This window comes from Chromobacterium sp. HL1 (assembly GCF_057418835.1).
Map to the genome: position 1 here is coordinate 1148370 of NZ_CP162399.1, position 18612 is coordinate 1166981.

The window sequence follows — 18612 nt, forward strand, 5'->3', positions numbered from 1 at the left end:
TCCGCGGCGGCGGCGTTTTTGTTTTATCGGCGCGCGATAGGGCCGGCGCTTGCAAACAAAGCGAGACGCTGGCGGCCCGGCTATCGTAAAATCGACGGTTTTAGTTAGCAGTAAGCAAATCCGATCATGAGTCAAGACAAGCAATCGGCCACGCTGTTGATCAGCGCGCCGGACAAGAAGGGCCTGGTGGCGGCCATCGCCAACTTCCTGATGACCTACAACGCCAACATCATGCACGCGGACCAGCATCAGGACACCAGCGAAAACCTGTTCCTGATGCGGGTGCAGTGGGATGTGGACGGCTTCACCCTGCCGATGGAGAACTTCGCCGCCGCCTTCCAGCCGATTGCCGACGAACACGCGATGAACTGGAAGGTGTCGCTGTCCACCCGCAAGCCGCGGATGGCCATCTTCGTGTCCCAGTACGAGCACTGCCTGGTGGACCTGATGCACCGCTGGCGCATCGGCGAGCTGGACTGCGAGATCCCGCTGGTGATTTCCAATCACGAAACCTGCCGCCGGCTGGTGGAGTTCAACGGCATTCCCTTCCATGTGATCAAGGTCACCAAGGACAATAAGGAAGAGGCCGAGGCCGAGCAGTTCCGCCTGCTGGAAGAGGCCGGCGTGGACTTCATCGTGCTGGCTCGCTATATGCAGATCCTGTCCCAGGGTTTCGTCGAGCGCTATCCGGACCGGGTGATCAACATCCATCACAGCTTCCTGCCGGCATTCGACGGCGCCAAGCCTTATCACCGCGCGTTTGCGCGCGGGGTGAAGCTGATCGGCGCCACCAGCCACTACGTGACCGAGGATCTGGACGAGGGCCCGATCATCGAGCAGGAAGTCACCCGCATTTCTCACCGCGACGAAGTGGACGACCTGATCCAGAAAGGCCGCGACCTGGAAAAAGTGGTGTTGTCGCGCGCCGTGCGCTGGCATATGGATAACCGCGTGCTGTCCTATAACAACAAGACGGTAGTCTTTGACTGAGAGCGGACATGCGCCTGCTGATTGACGATGTGGTGGATTTGCTGCGCTTCCGGGTCAAGCCCCTGGGCGAGTATCAGTATCCGCGCTGGCAGACCCTGCTGTTTCTGATCGCGCTGGGTCTGGTGGCCAGCGCCGACACCGCAGAGCTGGGCAACAACCTGACCGGCCGCATGCTGTTCATGGTGTTGTTCACGCTGGCGGAAACCCTGTGTTTCGCCGGCTTCATCGGCCTATGGCTGCGTTTTGCCAAGTGGGACGGCCATGGTTCACTGTTCGGCCTGGTGGCGGTGGCCAGCGGCCTGCAGTTCGTGGAACCGCTGACCAGTTGGCTGCCGGACGACGCGGCGCTGGCGGTCAACGGGGTGTTGTCCATCTTCGGCATTCTGGTGTTGGTCAACGCGCTGGCCGTGGTGTCGGGCATTCACCGGCTGCGGGTGGCGCTGGGAGTGTTGTTGTTCGCGCCGGTGGCCATGGTCTTGCTGGCCGGGGCCTTGTCGCTGGGTTCGGCGGCGGGCTGGGTGGATTTGCCCGCCGGCGTGGCCGACGCCGCGCGTGGAGCGGAGAGCTCGGCGCCCGCAAGCGGCATCTGAGCCGCGGGCTGAAAAAAGAACAGGACATGCCGAGGCATGTCCTGTTTTGCATGGAGGGCGCGTGGACGGGCCGGCGCGCTCAATCCACCTTGGCGATGTAGCGGGCCAGGCCCAGCAGCGCGCGCAGCGCGTCGCCCTTGGCGGTGACTTCGCCGCGCAGCCGCGCGTAGCGGCGCAGGATGGCGCGGCCCTCTATGAACAGGTCCATGTCGGTGTCCGGCGAGGACACCAAGGCGATGCGTTCGATTTCCCCCTGCGGGCGCGGCTGGCCCTGCGCGATGCACAGGTAGACCTTGTGCGCGTTGAACGGGGTGATGTGATCGAACAGATACAGCATGGAGTTGATGCGCAAGCCGGTTTCTTCCCGCACTTCGCGGATCAGCGCCTGGGAGCGCAGTTCGCCGCGGGCGGCCTTGCCGCCGGGAAGATTGTAGCGGCCGCCTTTGGCCGCGGTGACCAGCACGCCGTCGGGCAGTTCGATAATAGCGGTTGCGCGCCTGGCCAGGTCCGCCGGCAGGCGCTCGTTTCTTTTTTCTTCCAAAACACTCATTCTTCAAAAAATTAGTTAGGGCCACCGGCGAGAGTGGCCCTGGATATTATTTTTCCATTCTAAAGCACTAGACCGATCAGTCCAATAAGCTGTGCTCAAAATTTACTCATATATCTGATTTGAATGAAATAAATCGCGCCGCCATTCAAATTGAAATCATGCGGTTTCGGCGCTCAAAGCAGTTTGGCCAATAAACCGCCCAGACCCACCAGCAGGCAGTAGTAGCCAAACGGGCGCAGCGACTCGATTTCGCTTTTCTTGAAGTAGCGCATCAGGAAGGCTGTGCTGGCGTAAGCGCAGGCGCCGGACAGCAGGCCGCAGGCCAGCAGCAGTCCTGCGGAAACCTGGCTGTGCGCCAGCTTGGGCACTTCCAGCACGCCGGCGGCGGCGATGATGGGAGTGGCCAGCAGGAAGGAGAAGCGCGCGGACGAGGCGTAGTCCAGGCCATGGGCGAGGCCGGTCACCAGGGTGGCGCCGGAGCGGGAGAAGCCGGGCAGCAGGGCCAGGGCCTGGCCCGCGCCTATCTTGATCGCGCCGGAGAAGCTGAGCCGCTCCAGGTCCAGATGGGCTTGCTTCCGTTTCAGGCGGTCGCCCCACAGCAGGAGCAAGCCGTTCAGGCTGAGGAAGATCAGCACCGCGGTGGTGCTGGTGAACAGCGCGCGCAGCTGTTTTTCCAGCAGCAGGCCCAGCAAGCCGGCGGGGATGGTGCCGGCGATCAACAGCCACATCAGCCGGGCGTCCGGATTGGAGGCCTTGCCGCCGGCCTTGAGGAAGCCGCCTGTCAGTTGCAGCCAGTCGCGGCGGAAGTACAGCAGCAGCGCGGCGGCGGTGCCCAGGTGCAGCACCACCATGAAGGGCAGGAAATCCGGGCTCATGCGGTTGATGGACCAATGCAGCCAGTCCGGTATCAGCACGCCGTGGCCCAGGCTGCTGACGGGAAAGAGTTCGCTGACGCCCTGGATGACGGCGAACAGCAGGGCTTCGATAGGGTTCATGGCGGGTCCTGTGGCGGTGGGAGGCGGCTTGCGCCGGCCTGCTTATCAACGCCGCCGCCGCGGACCGGTTGACCGGCTCAGTTGCGCTGCCGGCGTTCCAGCGCTTGTTCCTCCTCTTCCAGCCGCCGGCGAATGGCGGAGAAGAAGCGGTGGATGCCATGCACGGATTCGGACAGCTCGGCCAGGCATTGTTGGCGCCGCTCGGGCGTCAGCGCGGGCATTTGCACTTCCGGGTCCGGATTGCGCTCGAAAGCCAGGGTCAGGATGGGCTCCAGCAGCGGCGCCTGCTCCGGATCGTCGAACAGCAGGCCCCAGTCCTCGTTCAGCAATTGCATGCCTTCGGAAAAGCCTTCGGCCCAGTCGTTGCCTCGGATCTCGCCGGCGGCGTCCGCTTCCAGCCAGGGTTGGAAGGCATCGTTCTCGCGCAGCGCGGCGGAGACGTCCAGCCAATGCCCCATCAGCAGTTTGGCGAACTGTTCCAGCGCCTTGTCGCTGGGAAAGGCGGCATCGTCGTCGAAGGCGTCGCCGATGATGGCGGGCAGGCATTCTGTCGGCTTGATCGGTTCCGGGCCGCAGAGCAGGGCGGCGAAGAAGCCGTCCAGATGTTCCAGATTCATGCCTTGCTGCGGCAGGAAGCGGTTCAGGGTGGCGGCCAGGCGTTGGTAGTCGGCGTCGGAAAGCGGGGTATGGCTCATGGCGGACCAGGGCTAGGGAGAAAAGCCCATTATCCGCCATCTGGCGGCCCAGCGCACCGCCGGCCGCGCGGCGCGTCGCAATCACGATGCGGAGGGCTTGACGGCTCTGTTACAATCGTTCTTTTTTGACCCAACCTCCAATAGGTTTCCATCATGTTGACCGTGTATAACACCCTGACCCGCCAGAAAGAAGAGTTCAAACCCATCGAGCCCGGCAAGGTGTGTATGTACGTGTGCGGCATGACGGTCTACGACCTCTGTCATATCGGACACGCGCGCATGTTGGCGGCCTTCGACGTGATCTATCGCTGGCTGGACGCGTCCGGCTACGACGTCACCTATGTGCGCAATATCACCGATATCGAGGACAAGATCATCAAGCGCGCCGCCGAGCGCGGCATTCTGCCGCAGCAGTTGGTGGAAGAGACCATCGCCGACATGCGCCAGGACGCCGCCGCGCTGAGCCTGTTGCCGCCGACGTTCGAGCCGCGCGCCACCCAGCATGTGCCGGGCATGGTGGCCATGATCGAAAAGCTGATCGCCAACGGAAAGGCCTACGCCGCCGACAACGGCGATGTGTATTACGCGGTGCGCGAGTTCGAGGGCTACGGCAAATTGTCCGGCCGCACCCTGGACAAGCTGCGCGCCGGCGAACGGGTGGAAGTGGACCCGCACAAGCGCGATCCGCTGGACTTCGTGCTGTGGAAAGCGGCCAAGCCGGGCGAGCCGTCCTGGGACAGCCCGTGGGGCGCGGGGCGTCCGGGCTGGCATATCGAGTGCTCGGTGATGAGCTGTCATCATCTGGGCGAGCAGTTCGACATCCACGGCGGCGGTGAGGATCTGCAATTCCCGCACCATGAGAACGAAATCGCCCAGTCCGAGGGCGCCCATGGCCACCAGTACGTTAATTACTGGCTGCACAACGGCTTCATCAATGTCGACGGCGAGAAAATGTCCAAATCGCTGGGCAATTTCTTCACCATCCGCGACGTGCTGGGCCATTTCGACGGCGAGGTGATCCGCTTCTTCATCGTGCGTAGTCATTACCGCAGCCCGGTGAACTACACCGACAGCATCCTGGTCGACGCCAAGCACGGCCTGACCCGGCTCTATACCGCCTTGCGCGGCCTGGAGCTGCCGGCCTCCGCCGGCATAGACTGGAAGGACCCGTTCGCCGCGCGCTTCCAGACCGCGATGAACGACGATTTCAACACCTCGGAAGCGGTGGCGGTGTTGTTCGAGCTGGCCGGCGAAGTCAACAAGAGCCGCGATCCGCGTCAGGCGCGCCTGCTGAAGGACCTGGGCGGCGTGCTGGGCCTGCTGCAGCGCGACCCGGAAGACTTCCTCAAGGGCGGCGCCGGCGACGAGGAGTTGTCGGCCGAGGCGGTGGAAGCCTTGATTCAGGCGCGCAAGGATGCGCGCGCCGGCAAGAACTGGGCGGAGTCCGACCGCATTCGCGATGAGTTGACCGCCAAGGGCATCGTGCTGGAAGACAGCGCCCAGGGCACGGTCTGGCGCCGCGCCTGAGCCGCAGGGGCCGCCGTTGACAGTGGATTTGGCACTTGTCAAGCGGCGGCAAAGCGCGGATAATCGATAGTTTCGCAAGCAGTACAGGCAAATCCCCTGTACCCGATTTGAAAGGAAGACACATGAAAACCGATATTCACCCGACTTACAAAGACCTGACCGTTACCTGCTCCTGCGGTAGCCAGTTCGTGACCAAGTCCACCATGTCCAAGGACGCGTTCGGCATTGAAGTTTGCTCCAACTGCCACCCGTTCTACACCGGCAAGCAAAAGATCGTCGACACCGCCGGTCGCGTTGACAAGTTCAACCAAAAGTTCGGCGGCTTCTTCAAGCGCTAAGCGCCGAGGATACGTTGGACACCCAGAAAAAGGCAGCTCAGGCTGCCTTTTTTCTATGATTCCGGCGCGGCGGCGGCAGGGTTTGGCAGATTCCGGCCGGCGGCGCGCGTACCTATATCTGCAAGGTTGAGGCCATGGCGATCCACATCGTTTACCTGTCCCACGGCGGCAAGAAATACTACGACCAGACCCGCTTTTCCGTGTTGAGCCTGTTGCATTTGCTGCTGAAGCAGCAGCGGCAGGACGTGAAGATCATGGTGTACACCGACGCGCCGGACAGCGTGCCCGCGCATCCCCTGGTCCGCACCGAGACCCTGAGCCGGGCGCAGTTGCAGGCGTATCGCGGCCAGTTCGACTATGTGCACCGCATCAAGCTGGAAGTGATGCTGAAGGCGGCGCGCGAACTGGGCACCGCCGTCTTGTACGTGGACTGCGACACCCGCTGGCTGCGCGTGCCGGACGAGCTGTTCGCCCAGCTGGAAGCAGGCAACGCCAGCTGCATGCACGTCAACGAAGGCGTGTTCGGCCCCGGCTTCTTCCCCGATTATCTGACCGCGGTGGACAAGCACGGCGCCGAGCTGCGCAAGATGGGCGTGGCCGACGTCCAGGGCCTGGCGATGTGGAACGCCGGCGTGGTCGGCGCTTCCGCCGGCATGGTGCCCTTCTTTGAAACCGCCTTGCGCATCAACGACTTCCTGCTGCCGCGCGTGGAAGCGCGCAACTGGACCGAGCAGCTGGCCTGGTCGCTGGTGGCCTGCGACGGCCGTCAGCCGCTGGCGCTGGGGGATGCGCTGCATCATTACTGGAACTACAGTTACGAGGCGCCGCTCTACCTGGCTGAAGTGTTCGCCGGCATGGCGCCGGACTGGGACGTGGCGCGCCAGGCCCAGTACTGCGGTGAATTCGCCTGGGACGAGGCTAGGCTGAAGACGATACAGGCCGATCCCGATCACAAGCGCCAGCGCCGCCGCAACAAGTTGCGCAACTCCATCGCCAAGCGCAAGGTGGATTGGCGCATTCTGATCGCTCGCTTGCGCGGCGCTTTGCCGTCGGCTGATTGAAAGGGGCCTCGAACAATCGTCGCGAGCGGTTCGAGAGCAAGGCGCGCCGCAGCGCTCGGGCCGCGCGGTAGATCTTTCGAGCTCCCCTGAAACTGTTTGAACGAGACTCATGCTCACTTATTCGGAACAATCCCAAACCCTGGCCAAGCCCACGGAAAAACCGTGGATTCTGCTGCTGCTGTGCTTTGTCTGGCTGTGGCCGGGCATCTTGGGCCACGATCCGTGGAAGCCGGACGAGCCCTTCGTGCTGGCGGCGGTGCAGGGCATGCTGGACACCGGCAACTGGCTGCTGCCCACGGTGCAAGGCGCGCCCTATCTGGATAGCCCGCCGCTGTATTACTGGGTGGCGGCCTTCATGGTCAAGCTGCTGTCTCCCTGGCTGCTGGCGGCGCACGACGCCGCGCGGCTGGCCACGCCCTTGTTCATGGCGCTGGCCTTGCTGCTGGCCGGCATGGCCGGCCGCGATCTGATCGGCCGTCGTCACGGCCGCAGCGTGGTGATGGTGCTGATAGGCTGCGTCGGCCTGGTGGAAACCGGCCATCAGCTGACCTCGGTGGTGGCCGGTTTCGCCGGCTTCGCCGCCGCCTTCTACGCGCTGTCGCTGACCCTGCGTTCGCCCGGTCTGGCCGGCGCCTTGCTGGGCGCGGCCAGCGCGGCCATCTTCCTCAGCGCCAGCCTGATGGAGCTCTTGCTGCTGTGGATGGTGGTCTTGCTGCTGCCGGCCTTCTCCGCCTGGCGCAGCAAGCAATACGCGATCACCGTGTTGCTGGCCTTGCTGATCGCCGCGCCCACCTCCCTGGTGTGGCCGCTGGCGCTGGCCAAGAGCCATCCGGACGCGTTCAATCTGTGGTGGAACGAGTACTCGCTGGGCCAGCTCAACGGTTTTGGCCGGGTGCAGCTGTTCCACGACTTCGGCTACTACAGCCTGAACGCCCTGTGGTTTGCCTTCCCGGCCTGGCCGTTGGCCGCCTGGACCTTGTACCGCAACCGGGAACGGCTGGACCAGGCGCGCTTGCAACTGCCGCTGATGTTCTTCGCCGTGGTGTTGATCCTGCTGACCTTGTCCAGCCGTCCCAATATGACTTACGCGATGCCGCTGCTGCTGCCGCTGTCCTTGCTGGCGGCGGTGGAGCTGGACAATCTCAAGCGCGGCGCGGCGGCCTTCCTCAACTGGTTCGGCCTGATGACCTTCGGCTTCTTCGCTATCCTGGTGTGGGCCGGCTGGGCGGCGATGAACTTCGGCTGGCCGCGGGGCCTGGCCGGGCGAGCCCAGTATTTCAGCCCGTATTATCAGGAGCACGTCTCCAGCCTGGCCGCGGTGTGCGCGGTGATCGCCACCCTGGTATGGCTGTGGGCGCTGACGCGCAAGCATTTGCGCGGCCGCCAGGCCATCAGCAACTGGGCGGCGGGCCTGACCCTGCTGTGGGGTCTGGGCATGACCTTGTGGCTGCCGTGGTTCGACGCCGCCAAGAGCTACCGTCCGGTGGTGGAGCGGATGATGAAGGCGCTGCCGGCCAACGCCGCCTGCGTGGCGACCGAGAGCCGCAATCAGCTGGCGCTGATCAGCTGGCGCTATTACGCCGGCCTGGACCTGGTGTCCTATCCGGCGGGCAACGCCTCGCCCTGCGACTACCAGCTGGTGGTGCGCTCTGAGGACGAGGGCATCGCCGAGCCGGGCTGGGAAGTGCTGTGGTACGGCTCCCGGCCGCGCGAGCAGAATATGATGTTCGCGCTATTGCGGCGCATTCATCCGCATGAGCAATAAGAGCGGCGAGCAAACCCCCTGACGCTGCGTGGCGCGCCTTGCCCCAGCGGTAAAACCGGGTTTTGTTAAGCAGGCTAAAAACCCCCGCATTCATCAATCAATGCGGGGGTTTTTCATGGGCCGCGCGTGGGCTCAGCTTTGCAGTTCGTCCAGGTTCTCGAACAGCTTCAGCGCTTCCGGATTGGCCAGCGCGGTGAGGTTGCTGACCGGCTGGCCGTGGATCACGTTCTTCACCGCCAGCTCGACGATCTTGCCGCTGATGGTCTTGGGGATGTCGGCGACGGCGATGATCTTGGCCGGCACGTGGCGGGGGCTGGCGCCGGTCTTGATCTGCGCCTTGATCCGCTGCTGCAGGTCTTCGTCCAGCCGCGCGCCGGCGCGCAGGCGCACGAACAGCAGCACGCGCTCGTCGTCCTGCCACTGCTGGCCGACGGCGATGCTTTCCAGCACCTCGTCGAAAGCCTCCACCTGGCGATAGATCTCCGCGGTGCCGATGCGCACGCCGCCGGGATTGAGCACCGCGTCGGAACGGCCGTAGATGATCATGCCGTCGTGGGCGGTGAGTTCGGCGTAGTCGCCGTGGCACCAGATATTGTCGAAACGGCCGAAATAGGCCTGGCGGTATTTGCCGCCGTCGGGATCGTTCCAGAAGCCCACCGGCATCGACGGGAAGGGCCGGGTGCACACCAGCTCGCCTTTTTCGCCGCGTACCGGCCGGCCGTACTCGTTGTAGATGTCCACCGCCATGCCCAGGCCGCGGCATTGCAGCTCGCCGCGGTAGACCGGCAGGCTGGCGCAACCCAGCGCGAAGCAGGACACGATGTCGGTGCCGCCGGACACCGAGGCCAGATTGATGTCGGTCTTGATGTTGGCGTAAACCCAGTCAAAGCTTTCCGCCACCAGCGGCGAACCGGTGGAGAACACCGCGCGCAGCGAATCCAGCTTCCATTCCCGGACCGGCGCGATGCCGCTCTTGCGCAGGCCATCTATGTATTTGGCCGAGGTGCCGAAGTGAGTGAAGCGCTGCCGCTCGGCGTAGTCCCACAGCGTGCGGCCTTCGCCGACGAAGGGCGAGCCGTCGAACAGCATCAGCGCCGCGCCGGAAGCCAGGCCGGAAACCAGCCAGTTCCACATCATCCAGCCGCAGGTGGTGAAGTAGAACAGGCGGTCGCCGTGATGGACGTCGCCGTGCAGCTGCTGTTCCTTCAGATGCTGCAGCAAGGTGCCGCCGGCGCCGTGGACGATGCACTTGGGCTTGCCGGTGGTGCCGCTGGAATACAGGATGAACAGCGGGTGCCGGAAGGGCAGCCGTTCAAAGCTCAGCGCTTGCGCTTGATACGCGGCGGTGAAGTCCGTCAGGGTGATGGCCTTGGGCACGTTTTCCGCGAACACGCCGGTTTCGCCCAGATAGGGCACCACGATGATTTGCCGCACCGAGGGCAGCGCCTCGGCCAGCGCCGCCATCTTGGCGCGGATGTCCACCGCCTTGCCGGCGTACCAATAACCGTCCGGGCAGAACAGCAGCTTGGGCTCGGTCTGGCCGAAGCGCTCCACCGCGCCGTCCGCGCCGAAGTCCGGCGAACAGCTGGTCCACACCGCGCCCAGGCTGTTGGCGGCCAGCATCGCGGCGATGGTTTCCGGCATATTGGGCATGAAGCCCGCCACGCGGTCGCCGGCCTGAATGCCGGCGCCGCGCATCGCTTGTTGCAGCAGCGACACCTGGGCGCGCAGCTCGCGCCAGCTCCAGCGCCGTTGCAGCTTGTCCTCGCCCCAGAACACCAGCGCGTCGCCGTCGTCGTCGCGGCGCAGCAGGTTTTCGGCATAGCTCAGCCGCGCCTCCGGGAAGAAGCGGGCGGTCAGCATATTGTCGCCGTCGCTCAGCGCGGTGGCGCCCTTGTCGCCGATCACGCCGCAGTAATCCCAGACCAAGGACCAGAAGCGGGCCGGGTCGGCCACGCTGGCGCGCCACAGTTCGGCGTAGCCGTTCAGTTTGCGGTCGTAGGACAGTTCGGCCAGCTTGGCGAAGGCGGTCAGGTGGGCGCCGGCCAGGCGGCCGGCGGAGGGGGTCCAGATGGGCGTGTCGGGGGTCATGCTTTCTCCTGATATTTTCTCCGCGCGCCGGCCCATGGACGGGCGGCGGCTTGTTATTGCTCCGGCCTGGCGCGGCGCTTGTCGCCGACGGCGTGCGCCAGCTTGGAGGCCGGCAGCTTGCCCAGCGCGCCGGCGATGAACCAGGCCGTGTCCACCAGCGCGGCCAGGTCGACGCCGGTGTCGAAGCCTTCGCCCTGCAGCAGATAGACCACGTCCTCGGTGGCGACGTTGCCGGAAGCTCCCTGAGCATAAGGGCAGCCGCCCAGACCGGCAACCGAAGAATCGAATGTCATCATTCCTGCGCGCAAACACGCATGAATATTGCTGATGGCCATGCCGTAAGTGTCGTGGAAGTGGCCGGCCAGCTGCGACATTGGCACAGTCTTGCTCACCGCTTCCAGCATCGCCAGCACGCTGGACGGCGTGCCCACGCCTATGGTGTCGCCCAGAGAAATCTCGTAGCAGCCCATGTCCAGCAGCCGCGCGGCCACCTCCGCCACCTTGGCCGGCGCGATGCGGCCCTCGTAGGGACAGCCCGCCACGCAGGACACATAGCCGCGCACCGGCACGCCGGCCGCCTGCGCGCGCGCCATCACCGGCGCGAAGCGCTGCAGGCTTTCGGCGATGCTGGCGTTGATATTGCGTTGGCTGAAGCTTTCGCTGGCGGCGCCGAACACGGCGATTTCGCGCGCGCCGGCCGCCAGCGCCGCGTCCAGTCCCTGCTCATTGGGCACCAGCACCGGGTGGGACACCGGCCCGGCTAGGTCCAGGCCGGCCAGCACCTCGGCGCTGCCGGCCATCTGCGGCACCCATTTGGGCGAGACGAAGGCGCCGGCTTCTATGGTGCGCAGGCCGCTGGCGGCCAGGCGGCGGATCAGCTCCAGCTTGACGGCGGTGCTCACCGGCTGTTTTTCGTTTTGCAGCCCGTCGCGCGGACCCACTTCCACTATCTTCACTTGCGGCACTTCGGCTCTCCGTTAGCGGCGGCGCGGCTGCACCGGGATGTAAATGTCCATCTGGCGTTGCGGCAGCCCCGGCGCGCAGCGGCCGTCGTAACGCTCGAAGGAGCCCAGCGGCGCTTGCTCCCATTGCTTGGAGGCCGGCAGCCAGTCTTGCATGATGTAGCGCCAGGCCGCCTGGATCGCCTGGCCGAACTCGGCGTCGCTGCCGGCCGGCTGGGTGGTGAACACCGCGCACTTGGTCGGCGGCGTGCTGAGCCGCGCGCAGCCGGGCGGCAGCGGCAAGGGCTGCGCGCACTCCATCCCTATCATATAGCCGAAGCGACCGCTGTCCGGGTCGAAGTCGTGGATCAGCCCGTATTCCGCGGCGTCGGCGCGGCCCAGCGCCGCCAGCAGCGGCTGGCGCAGCGTGGCCGCGTATTCGCCCCAGAATTCGGGAATCTGGCGCAGATTGTCGCCGTTCTCCATCCGGGTGGCGATGCTGTAGCCGGCCAGATTCAGGCCGGGATGATTGATGATGATGGGGTCCATAGGTGTCACTCCGCTTCGAAGTCGACCAACTCGTCGCCGTCGTTGACCTGCTCGCCGGTGCCGAAATAGAAAGCCTTGACCACGCCGTCCGCCGGCGCGGGGATGGTGTGCTCCATCTTCATCGCCTCCAGGATCAGCAGCGGGTCGCCCTTGTTGAGTTTGACGCCGGTGGCGGCCAGCAGGGCGACGATGCGGCCCGGCATCGGCGCTTTCAAATGGGTTTCGCCGTGAACCTCCTCGGCGGCCACCGCCAGCGGGTCCAGCCACTGCGCTTCCAGCCGGCTGCCGGCGGCGAACAACACCCGTTGCGGGCCGCTGCGGGCGACGACGGCTTCGAGTTGTTGATCGCCCAGCCGCGCGCGCAGCGTTCCGCCGTCCAGGCGGCCGCTGGCGGAGAACAGCCTGCCGGCGGCGATCTCGCAGCCGTCGCCCAGATGGCGCAGCGTTACCGGATAGTCCTGGCCGGCGATGTGGAACACGAGCTTGCGGCTGAGCGCGCCGTTGAGCCGCCAGCCGGCGGCCACCGGGAAGCCGCCGGGCGCGGCCAGCGCCTCGGCCAGCGCCAGCAGCGCCAATTGCTCCGCGTCCGGCGCGGCGGGCGGCGGCAGCAGCGCGTCGTGGTGACGGGCGATCAGGCCGGTGTCCACCTGGCCGCCGGCGAAGCTGGCATGCTGGACGATGCGGCGCAGGAAGGGGATGTTGGTGGTGACGCCGGCCACCTGGTAATCGGCCAGCGCCGCGTCCAGCCGTTGCAGCGCCTGGCGGCGGTCCTCGCCCCAGACAATCAGCTTGGCGATCATCGGGTCGTAGAAGGGCGAGATGCTGTCGCCGGCGACGACGCCGGTGTCGATGCGCACGACGGCGGATTCCGCCGGCGCGCGCAGGTGGTAGAGGGTGCCGGTGGCGGGCAGGAAGCCCTTGTCCGGGTCTTCGGCGTAGATGCGCGCCTCGATGGCGTGGCCGCTGATGCTGAGCTGTTCCTGGGCCAGCGGCAGCGGCTGGCCGCTGGCGACGGCCAGTTGCCAGGCCACCAGATCCTGGCCGGTGATCATCTCGGTGACCGGGTGCTCCACTTGCAGCCGGGTGTTCATTTCCATGAAGAAGAAGCGGCCGGGGCGGCCGTCGGCCTGCACTTCCATGATGAATTCCACGGTGCCGGCGCCGACATAGCCCACCGCGCGGGCGGCGGCGCAGGCGGCTTCGCCCATCGCTTCGCGGGTGGCCGGCGGCAAGTCCGGCGCCGGCGCTTCCTCCAGCACTTTCTGGTGGCGGCGCTGCACCGAGCAATCGCGCTCGAACAGATACACGCATTGGCCGTGACTGTCGGCGAATACCTGGATTTCCACATGGCGCGAGCGCGGCAGGTATTTCTCCACCAGCACCTTGTCGTCGCCGAAGCTGGCGCGCGCCTCGCGCTGGCAGGAGGCCAGCGCCGCTTCGAAGTCGGCGGAGGCTTCCACGATGCGCATGCCCTTGCCGCCGCCGCCGGCGCTGGCCTTGATCAGCACCGGGTAGCCGATGGCGTCCGCCTGGCCGCGCAGGAAGTCCGGCTCCTGGCGCTCGCCGTGATAGCCGGGCACCAGCGGCACCCGGGCTTGCTCCATCAGCGCCTTGGCCGCGGATTTGCTGCCCATCGCGGCGATGGCGGAGGCGGGCGGGCCGATGAAGGCGATGCCGGCGGCCTCGCAGGCGGCGGCGAAGTCCTCGTTCTCGGACAGAAAGCCGTAGCCGGGGTGGATGGCTTGCGCGCCGCTGCGGCGGGCGATGTCCAGGATCAAGTCCCCGCGCAGATAGGAGTCCGCCGCCGGGGCCGGGCCCAGCCGGTAGGCCTCGTCGGCCAGCTTGACGAAGCGGGCGTCGGCGTCGGCGTCGGAATGGACGGCGACGGTGGCGACGCCGAGCGCGCGCGCGGTCTTGATCACGCGGCAGGCGATTTCACCGCGGTTGGCGATGAGTATTTTATTGAACATGGTGCTCTTTCATGGTCGGCCCTCTCCCCCAGCCCCTCTCCCGCGAGGGGAGAGGGGAGTGATCAAGCGTTGTTGCCGTTTCAATAGCCGAATCTCGTTCGGTCAAAGTCACTTGTCAACGTCGCCACCCAAAGCCCCTCTCTCGCGAGGGGGAGAGGGGAGTGATCAAGCGTTGTTGCCGTTTCAACCGCCGAATCTCGTTCGGTCAAAGTCACTTGTCGACGTCGCCACCCAAAGCCTCTCTCCCGTGAGGGGGAGAGATCAAGCGTTGTTGCCGTTTCAACCGCCGAATCTCGTTCGGTCAAAGTCACTTGTCGACGTCGCCACCCAAAGCCTCTCTCCCGTGAGGGGGAGAGATCAAGCGTTGTTGCCGTTTCAACCGCCGAATCTCGTTTGGTCAAAGTCACTTGTCGACGTCGCCACCCAAAGCCCCTCTCCCCTTGTGGGAGAGGGGTTGGGGAGAGGGGGCGTCCAGGCCTGCTTCCAGCCAGTTCGGCGCGCGTTTTTCGAAGAAGGCAGCCAGGCCCTCGCGCGCCTCGGCGCCGGCGCGCACGCTGGCGATCTGGCCGGCGGTGTCCTCCAGCAATTGATCGTCCCAGGGCGAGCCCTCGCGCAGCATGGCCAGCAAGTCCTTGGCCGAGGACAGCGCCTGCGGCGCGCCCTGGGCCATCGCCTCGGCGATGTCGGCCACGCGCGCGTCCAGCGCCTCCGCCGGCACCAGCTCGTGCACCAGGCCGATGCGCAGCGCGGTGGCGGCGTCGATGCGCTCGGCGGACAGGAAATAACGCCGCGCCTGACGCCAGCCTATCGCGTCGGCCACATAGGGACCGATGGTGGCCGGCACCAGGCCCAGCCTCACCTCGGTCAGGCCGAACTTGGCGGCCTCGGTGGCGATGGCCACATCGCAGACCGCCGCCAGGCCGGTGCCGCCGGCCAGCGCCGCGCCGTGGATGCGGGCGATCACCGGCTTCTTGCTGCGGTAGATGCTCTTGAGCATGGCCGCCAGCCGCTGCGCGTCGGCCAGGTTCTGCTCCTCGCCGTAGCCGGCGGCGCGGCGCATCCAGTCCAGGTCCGCGCCGGCGGAAAAGCTCTTGCCGCGGCCGGCCAGCACGATGGCGCGGCAGTCCGCCTGCAACTGCAAATGGGTGAAGGCGGCGGTCAGCTCGGCGATCAGGGTTTCGTTCATCGCATTGTGAACGTCCGGCCGGTTCATCCAGATCGTCGCGGTCTTGCCGCTGTGTTCGATTTCAAGCGTGGAGTAACTCATCTGCGTCACCTTTGGCCGTCACATCCGGAACACGCCGAAGCGGGTGCTTTCCACTGGCGCGGACAGCGCCGCTTCCAGCGCCAGGCTCAGCACCTCGCGGGTTTGCGCCGGGTCTATCACCCCATCGTCCCACAAGCGCGCGCTGGCGTAATAGGGGTGGCCCTGGCGTTCGTACTGCTCGCGCACCGGCGCTTTCAGCGCTTCTTCCTGCTCGGCGCCGAAGGCGTCGCCCAGTTGTTCCTTCTTCACCTGGGCCAGCACGCCGGCCGCCTGCTCGCCGCCCATCACCGAGATGCGGCTATTCGGCCACATCCACAGGAAGCGCGGAGAATAAGCGCGGCCGCACATGCCGTAATTGCCGGCGCCGAAGCTGCCGCCTATCAGCACGGTGAACTTGGGCACGCGGGCGCAGGCCACGGCGGTGACCAGTTTGGCGCCGTCCTTGGCGATGCCGCCGTTCTCGTACTTCTTGCCCACCATGAAGCCGGTGATGTTTTGCAGGAACAGCAGCGGAATGCCGCGCTGGCAGCACAGCTCGACGAAGTGCGCGCCCTTGAGCGCGGACTCGGAGAACAGGATGCCGTTGTTGGCGATGATGCCGACGCGGTAGCCGTTCAGCCGGGCGAAGCCGGTGATCAGGGTGGCGCCGTAGTTCTGCTTGAACTCGTCGAACTCGGAATCATCCACCAGCCGGGCGATGATCTCGCGCACGTCGAAGGGTTTTTTCGGGTCCGCCGGGATCACGCCGTAGATTTCCTCGGCCGCGTAGCGCGGCGGGCGCGGCTCGGCGCGGTCCAGCTCGCCCTGCTTGCGCCAGTTGAGGCCGGACACGATGCGGCGGGCGATGGACAGCGCGTGGGCGTCGTTCTGCGCCAGGTGGTCGGCCACGCCGGACACGCGGGCGTGCACATCGCCGCCGCCCAGTTCCTCCGCCGTCACCACCTCGCCGGTGGCCGCCTTCACCAGCGGCGGGCCGCCCAGGAAGATGGTGCCTTGTTCCTTGACGATGACGGTTTCGTCCGACATCGCCGGCACATACGCGCCGCCGGCGGTGCAACTGCCCATCACCACCGCGATCTGCGGAATGCCGGCGGCGGACAGATTGGCCTGGTTGTAGAAGATGCGGCCGAAGTGCTCGCGGTCCGGGAACACCTCGTCCTGCAAGGGCAGGAAGGCGCCGCCGGAATCCACCAGATAGACGCAGGGCAGGCGGTTGTCGCGCGCAATCTCCTGGGCGCGCAGATGCTTCTTCACCGTCATCGGGTAATAAGTGCCGCCCTTGACCGTGGCGTCGTTGGCGATGATCAGGCAATCCACGCCGGCGACGCGGCCGATGCCGCTGATCAGGCCGGCGCCGGGCGCGTCGTCGTCGTACATGCCGAAGGCGGCCAGCTGGGACAGCTCCAGAAAGGGCGCGCCGGGGTCCAGCAGCAGATCAATGCGCTCGCGCGGCAGCAGCTTGCCGCGGGCGGCGTGCTTGGCGCGCGCCTTGTCGCCGCCGCCCAGCGCGGCCTTGGCCACCTTGTCGCGCAGATCGGTCACCAGCGCGCGCATCTTGTCGGCGTTGGCCTGGAAATCCGCCGCGCGCGGCGAGAGTTTGGATTCGAGGATGGGCATGGCTATCTCTATTCTTCTTTATCCAAGGATTGACCAATAGCAGCAGCTTCTAGCGATGTGAATTCTTCAATGTCAAAAATGCAGTGAAGAAAGTTTGGGGCGCCTGATTCGGTGGACAGGGCTTGGATGGAACGATCTTCCAATGCCGCAATGACTTGCTTGCCGGTTTGCCGTTGAAAGCTGGTGCCTGAAGACAGGATGGCCAAGCCGTCGCGCTCAACCTCATCGGCCAGTGCTTGAATATCAAAAGGCGCTGTATGTACTTGCTTCATTTGGTCAATTCCATGTTTCTACAGGCAACTGAGCTCGGCCGCAGATGAGGTCAGTCCTGGCCAAGCGGAAGCGTATGGCGGCATGGCTGGATACATCGCCCGAGACCAGGCGCGCCGCCGCAGATAGCACATACGGTCCGGCCAGGCGGCGCAACGCGGCATCAGGCACTGTATCCGCCGCGATTACCGGGTTTCCGCCATCAGTTCGCGGCCTATCAGCCAGCGGCGGATTTCGCTGGTGCCGGCGCCGATCTCGTACAGCTTGGCGTCGCGCAGCAGGCGGCCGGTGGCGTATTCATTGATATAGCCGTTGCCGCCCAGGCACTGGATGGCGTCCAGCGCCATCTGAGTGGCGCCCTCCGCCGCGTACAGGATGGCGCCGGCGGCGTCCTTGCGGGTCTGGCGGCCGGTTTCGCCGCGGTCCAGCGCCTGGCCCACCGCGTAGACATAGGCGCGGCTGGCGGACAGCTTGACGTACATGTCCGCCAGCTTGCCCTGCATCAGCTGGAAATCGCCGATGGCCTGACCAAACTGCTTGCGGTCGTTCAGGTAAGGCACGGTGATGTCCATGCAGGCCTGCATGATGCCCAGCGGGCCGGCGGCCAGCACCGCGCGCTCATAGTCCAGGCCGCTCATCAGCACCTTGACGCCGTTGCCTTCGCCGCCCAGCACATTGGCGTCCGGCACGAAACAGTTGTCGAAGAACATGGGGTAGGTGTTGGAGCCGCGCATGCCCAGCTTGTCCAGCTTGCTGCCGTGGCTGAAGCCGGCGAAGCCGCGCTCCACGATGAAGGCGGTGATGCCCTTGGCGCCGGCGCTGACGTCGGTCTTGGCGTACACCACCATCACGTCCGCGTCGCCGCCGTTGGTGATCCACATCTTGCTGCCGTTGAGCAGGTAGCCGCCGTCGGCCTTGTCGGCCTTCAGCTTCATGCTGACCACGTCGGAGCCGGCGTTGGGCTCGGACATCGCCAGCGCGCCGACATGCTCGCCGGACACCAGCTTGGGCAGCAGCCGGCGTTTTTGTTCGTCATTGCCGTTCTTGTGGATCTGGTTGACGCAGAGATTGGAGTGCGCGCCGTAGGACAGGCCCACCGAGGCGGAGGCGCGGCTGATTTCCTCCATGGCGATCATATGAGCCAGATAGCCCATCTGGGTGCCGCCGTACTGCTCGTCCACCGTCATGCCCAGCAGGCCCAGATCGCCGAACTTGCGCCACAGATCGGCCGGGAACAGGTTGTCGCGGTCGATGTCGGCGGCGCGCGGGGCGATTTCGCTTTGGGCGAAGTCGCGCGCGGTTTCGCGCAACATATCGTAGGTGTCGCCAAAGGCGAAGCGCAGGCTGCTGTACATGGTTTCTCTCCTCTGATGGGCGCGCGTGATTCGCGTGATAT

At 65.6% G+C, this 18612-nt stretch carries 17 protein-coding genes; 6 read left to right on the forward strand and 11 right to left on the reverse strand.

Annotation, left to right across the window (positions count from 1 at the left end):
• The first annotated feature begins 126 nt into the window (after nt 1–126).
• Both purU and AB1Z25_RS05460 read left to right on the forward strand, forming a co-directional pair.
• Nucleotides 127–990 carry a formyltetrahydrofolate deformylase gene (gene purU, locus AB1Z25_RS05455; RefSeq protein ID WP_048410466.1) on the forward strand — a complete coding sequence of 288 codons (864 nt, stop codon included), beginning with the start codon at nt 127–129 and terminating at the stop codon, nt 988–990.
• An 8-nt stretch (nt 991–998) separates the two neighbouring features.
• Complete coding sequence (locus AB1Z25_RS05460) at nt 999–1580, forward strand: hypothetical protein (protein ID WP_107799966.1); 582 nt, start codon at nt 999–1001, stop codon at nt 1578–1580.
• A 79-nt stretch (nt 1581–1659) separates the two neighbouring features.
• On the opposite strand, the gene AB1Z25_RS05465 is transcribed toward AB1Z25_RS05460, so the two are convergent.
• From AB1Z25_RS05465 to AB1Z25_RS05475, 3 genes are all read right to left on the reverse strand, one after another.
• The gene (locus AB1Z25_RS05465; protein WP_048414591.1) at nt 1660–2130 is read right to left on the reverse strand and encodes an NUDIX hydrolase; all 471 of its coding nucleotides are present in this window, start codon (nt 2128–2130) and stop codon (nt 1660–1662) included.
• 173 nt (nt 2131–2303) lie between these two features.
• Entirely contained in the window at nt 2304–3125 is an 822-nt protein-coding gene (locus AB1Z25_RS05470; protein ID WP_227107330.1) for an undecaprenyl-diphosphate phosphatase, read from the reverse strand.
• A 77-nt stretch (nt 3126–3202) separates the two neighbouring features.
• The gene (locus tag AB1Z25_RS05475) at nt 3203–3820 is read right to left on the reverse strand and encodes a UPF0149 family protein (RefSeq protein ID WP_486636754.1); all 618 of its coding nucleotides are present in this window, start codon (nt 3818–3820) and stop codon (nt 3203–3205) included.
• Nucleotides 3821–3973: 153 nt separating this feature from the next.
• On the opposite strand from AB1Z25_RS05475, the gene cysS reads away from it, so the two are divergent.
• From cysS to AB1Z25_RS05495, 4 genes are all read left to right on the forward strand, one after another.
• On the forward strand, nt 3974–5347 hold the full coding sequence (gene cysS / locus AB1Z25_RS05480; RefSeq protein ID WP_486636755.1) for a cysteine--tRNA ligase: 1374 nt from the start codon (nt 3974–3976) through the stop codon (nt 5345–5347).
• A 122-nt stretch (nt 5348–5469) separates the two neighbouring features.
• A complete protein-coding gene (gene rpmE / locus AB1Z25_RS05485) occupies nt 5470–5685 on the forward strand; it encodes a 50S ribosomal protein L31 (RefSeq protein ID WP_043593861.1) in 216 nt (71 codons plus the stop codon).
• A gap of 134 nt (nt 5686–5819) precedes the next feature.
• A complete protein-coding gene (locus AB1Z25_RS05490) occupies nt 5820–6746 on the forward strand; it encodes a hypothetical protein (protein ID WP_486636756.1) in 927 nt (308 codons plus the stop codon).
• 109 nt (nt 6747–6855) lie between these two features.
• Nucleotides 6856–8511 carry an ArnT family glycosyltransferase gene (locus tag AB1Z25_RS05495; protein ID WP_474455917.1) on the forward strand — a complete coding sequence of 552 codons (1656 nt, stop codon included), beginning with the start codon at nt 6856–6858 and terminating at the stop codon, nt 8509–8511.
• Between the two features lie 132 nt (nt 8512–8643).
• Here AB1Z25_RS05495 and AB1Z25_RS05500 read toward each other — a convergent pair whose 3' ends face one another.
• The 8 genes from AB1Z25_RS05500 to AB1Z25_RS05535 all read right to left on the reverse strand — a co-directional run bounded on the left by AB1Z25_RS05500 (nt 8644) and on the right by AB1Z25_RS05535 (nt 18571).
• Nucleotides 8644–10602, reverse strand: a complete 1959-nt coding sequence (locus tag AB1Z25_RS05500; RefSeq protein ID WP_486636757.1) for an acetoacetate--CoA ligase — start codon at nt 10600–10602, stop codon at nt 8644–8646.
• Nucleotides 10603–10655: 53 nt separating this feature from the next.
• Nucleotides 10656–11567 carry a hydroxymethylglutaryl-CoA lyase gene (locus tag AB1Z25_RS05505; RefSeq protein WP_253315254.1) on the reverse strand — a complete coding sequence of 304 codons (912 nt, stop codon included), beginning with the start codon at nt 11565–11567 and terminating at the stop codon, nt 10656–10658.
• Between the two features lie 12 nt (nt 11568–11579).
• Nucleotides 11580–12092: a GyrI-like domain-containing protein gene (locus AB1Z25_RS05510; RefSeq protein WP_486636758.1), complete on the reverse strand. Its 513-nt coding sequence runs from the start codon at nt 12090–12092 to the stop codon at nt 11580–11582.
• Nucleotides 12093–12097: 5 nt separating this feature from the next.
• On the reverse strand, nt 12098–14062 hold the full coding sequence (locus AB1Z25_RS05515; RefSeq protein ID WP_486636759.1) for an acetyl/propionyl/methylcrotonyl-CoA carboxylase subunit alpha: 1965 nt from the start codon (nt 14060–14062) through the stop codon (nt 12098–12100).
• 403 nt (nt 14063–14465) lie between these two features.
• Entirely contained in the window at nt 14466–15329 is an 864-nt protein-coding gene (locus AB1Z25_RS05520; protein WP_486636760.1) for an enoyl-CoA hydratase/isomerase family protein, read from the reverse strand.
• 18 nt (nt 15330–15347) lie between these two features.
• Nucleotides 15348–16946, reverse strand: coding sequence for a carboxyl transferase domain-containing protein (locus AB1Z25_RS05525; RefSeq protein ID WP_486636761.1), 1599 nt, complete (start codon nt 16944–16946; stop codon nt 15348–15350).
• Nucleotides 16947–16954: 8 nt separating this feature from the next.
• Nucleotides 16955–17218, reverse strand: coding sequence for a hypothetical protein (locus AB1Z25_RS05530; protein WP_486636762.1), 264 nt, complete (start codon nt 17216–17218; stop codon nt 16955–16957).
• A 183-nt stretch (nt 17219–17401) separates the two neighbouring features.
• Nucleotides 17402–18571 carry an isovaleryl-CoA dehydrogenase gene (locus tag AB1Z25_RS05535; RefSeq protein ID WP_081547845.1) on the reverse strand — a complete coding sequence of 390 codons (1170 nt, stop codon included), beginning with the start codon at nt 18569–18571 and terminating at the stop codon, nt 17402–17404.
• Nucleotides 18572–18612 lie beyond the last annotated feature (41 nt).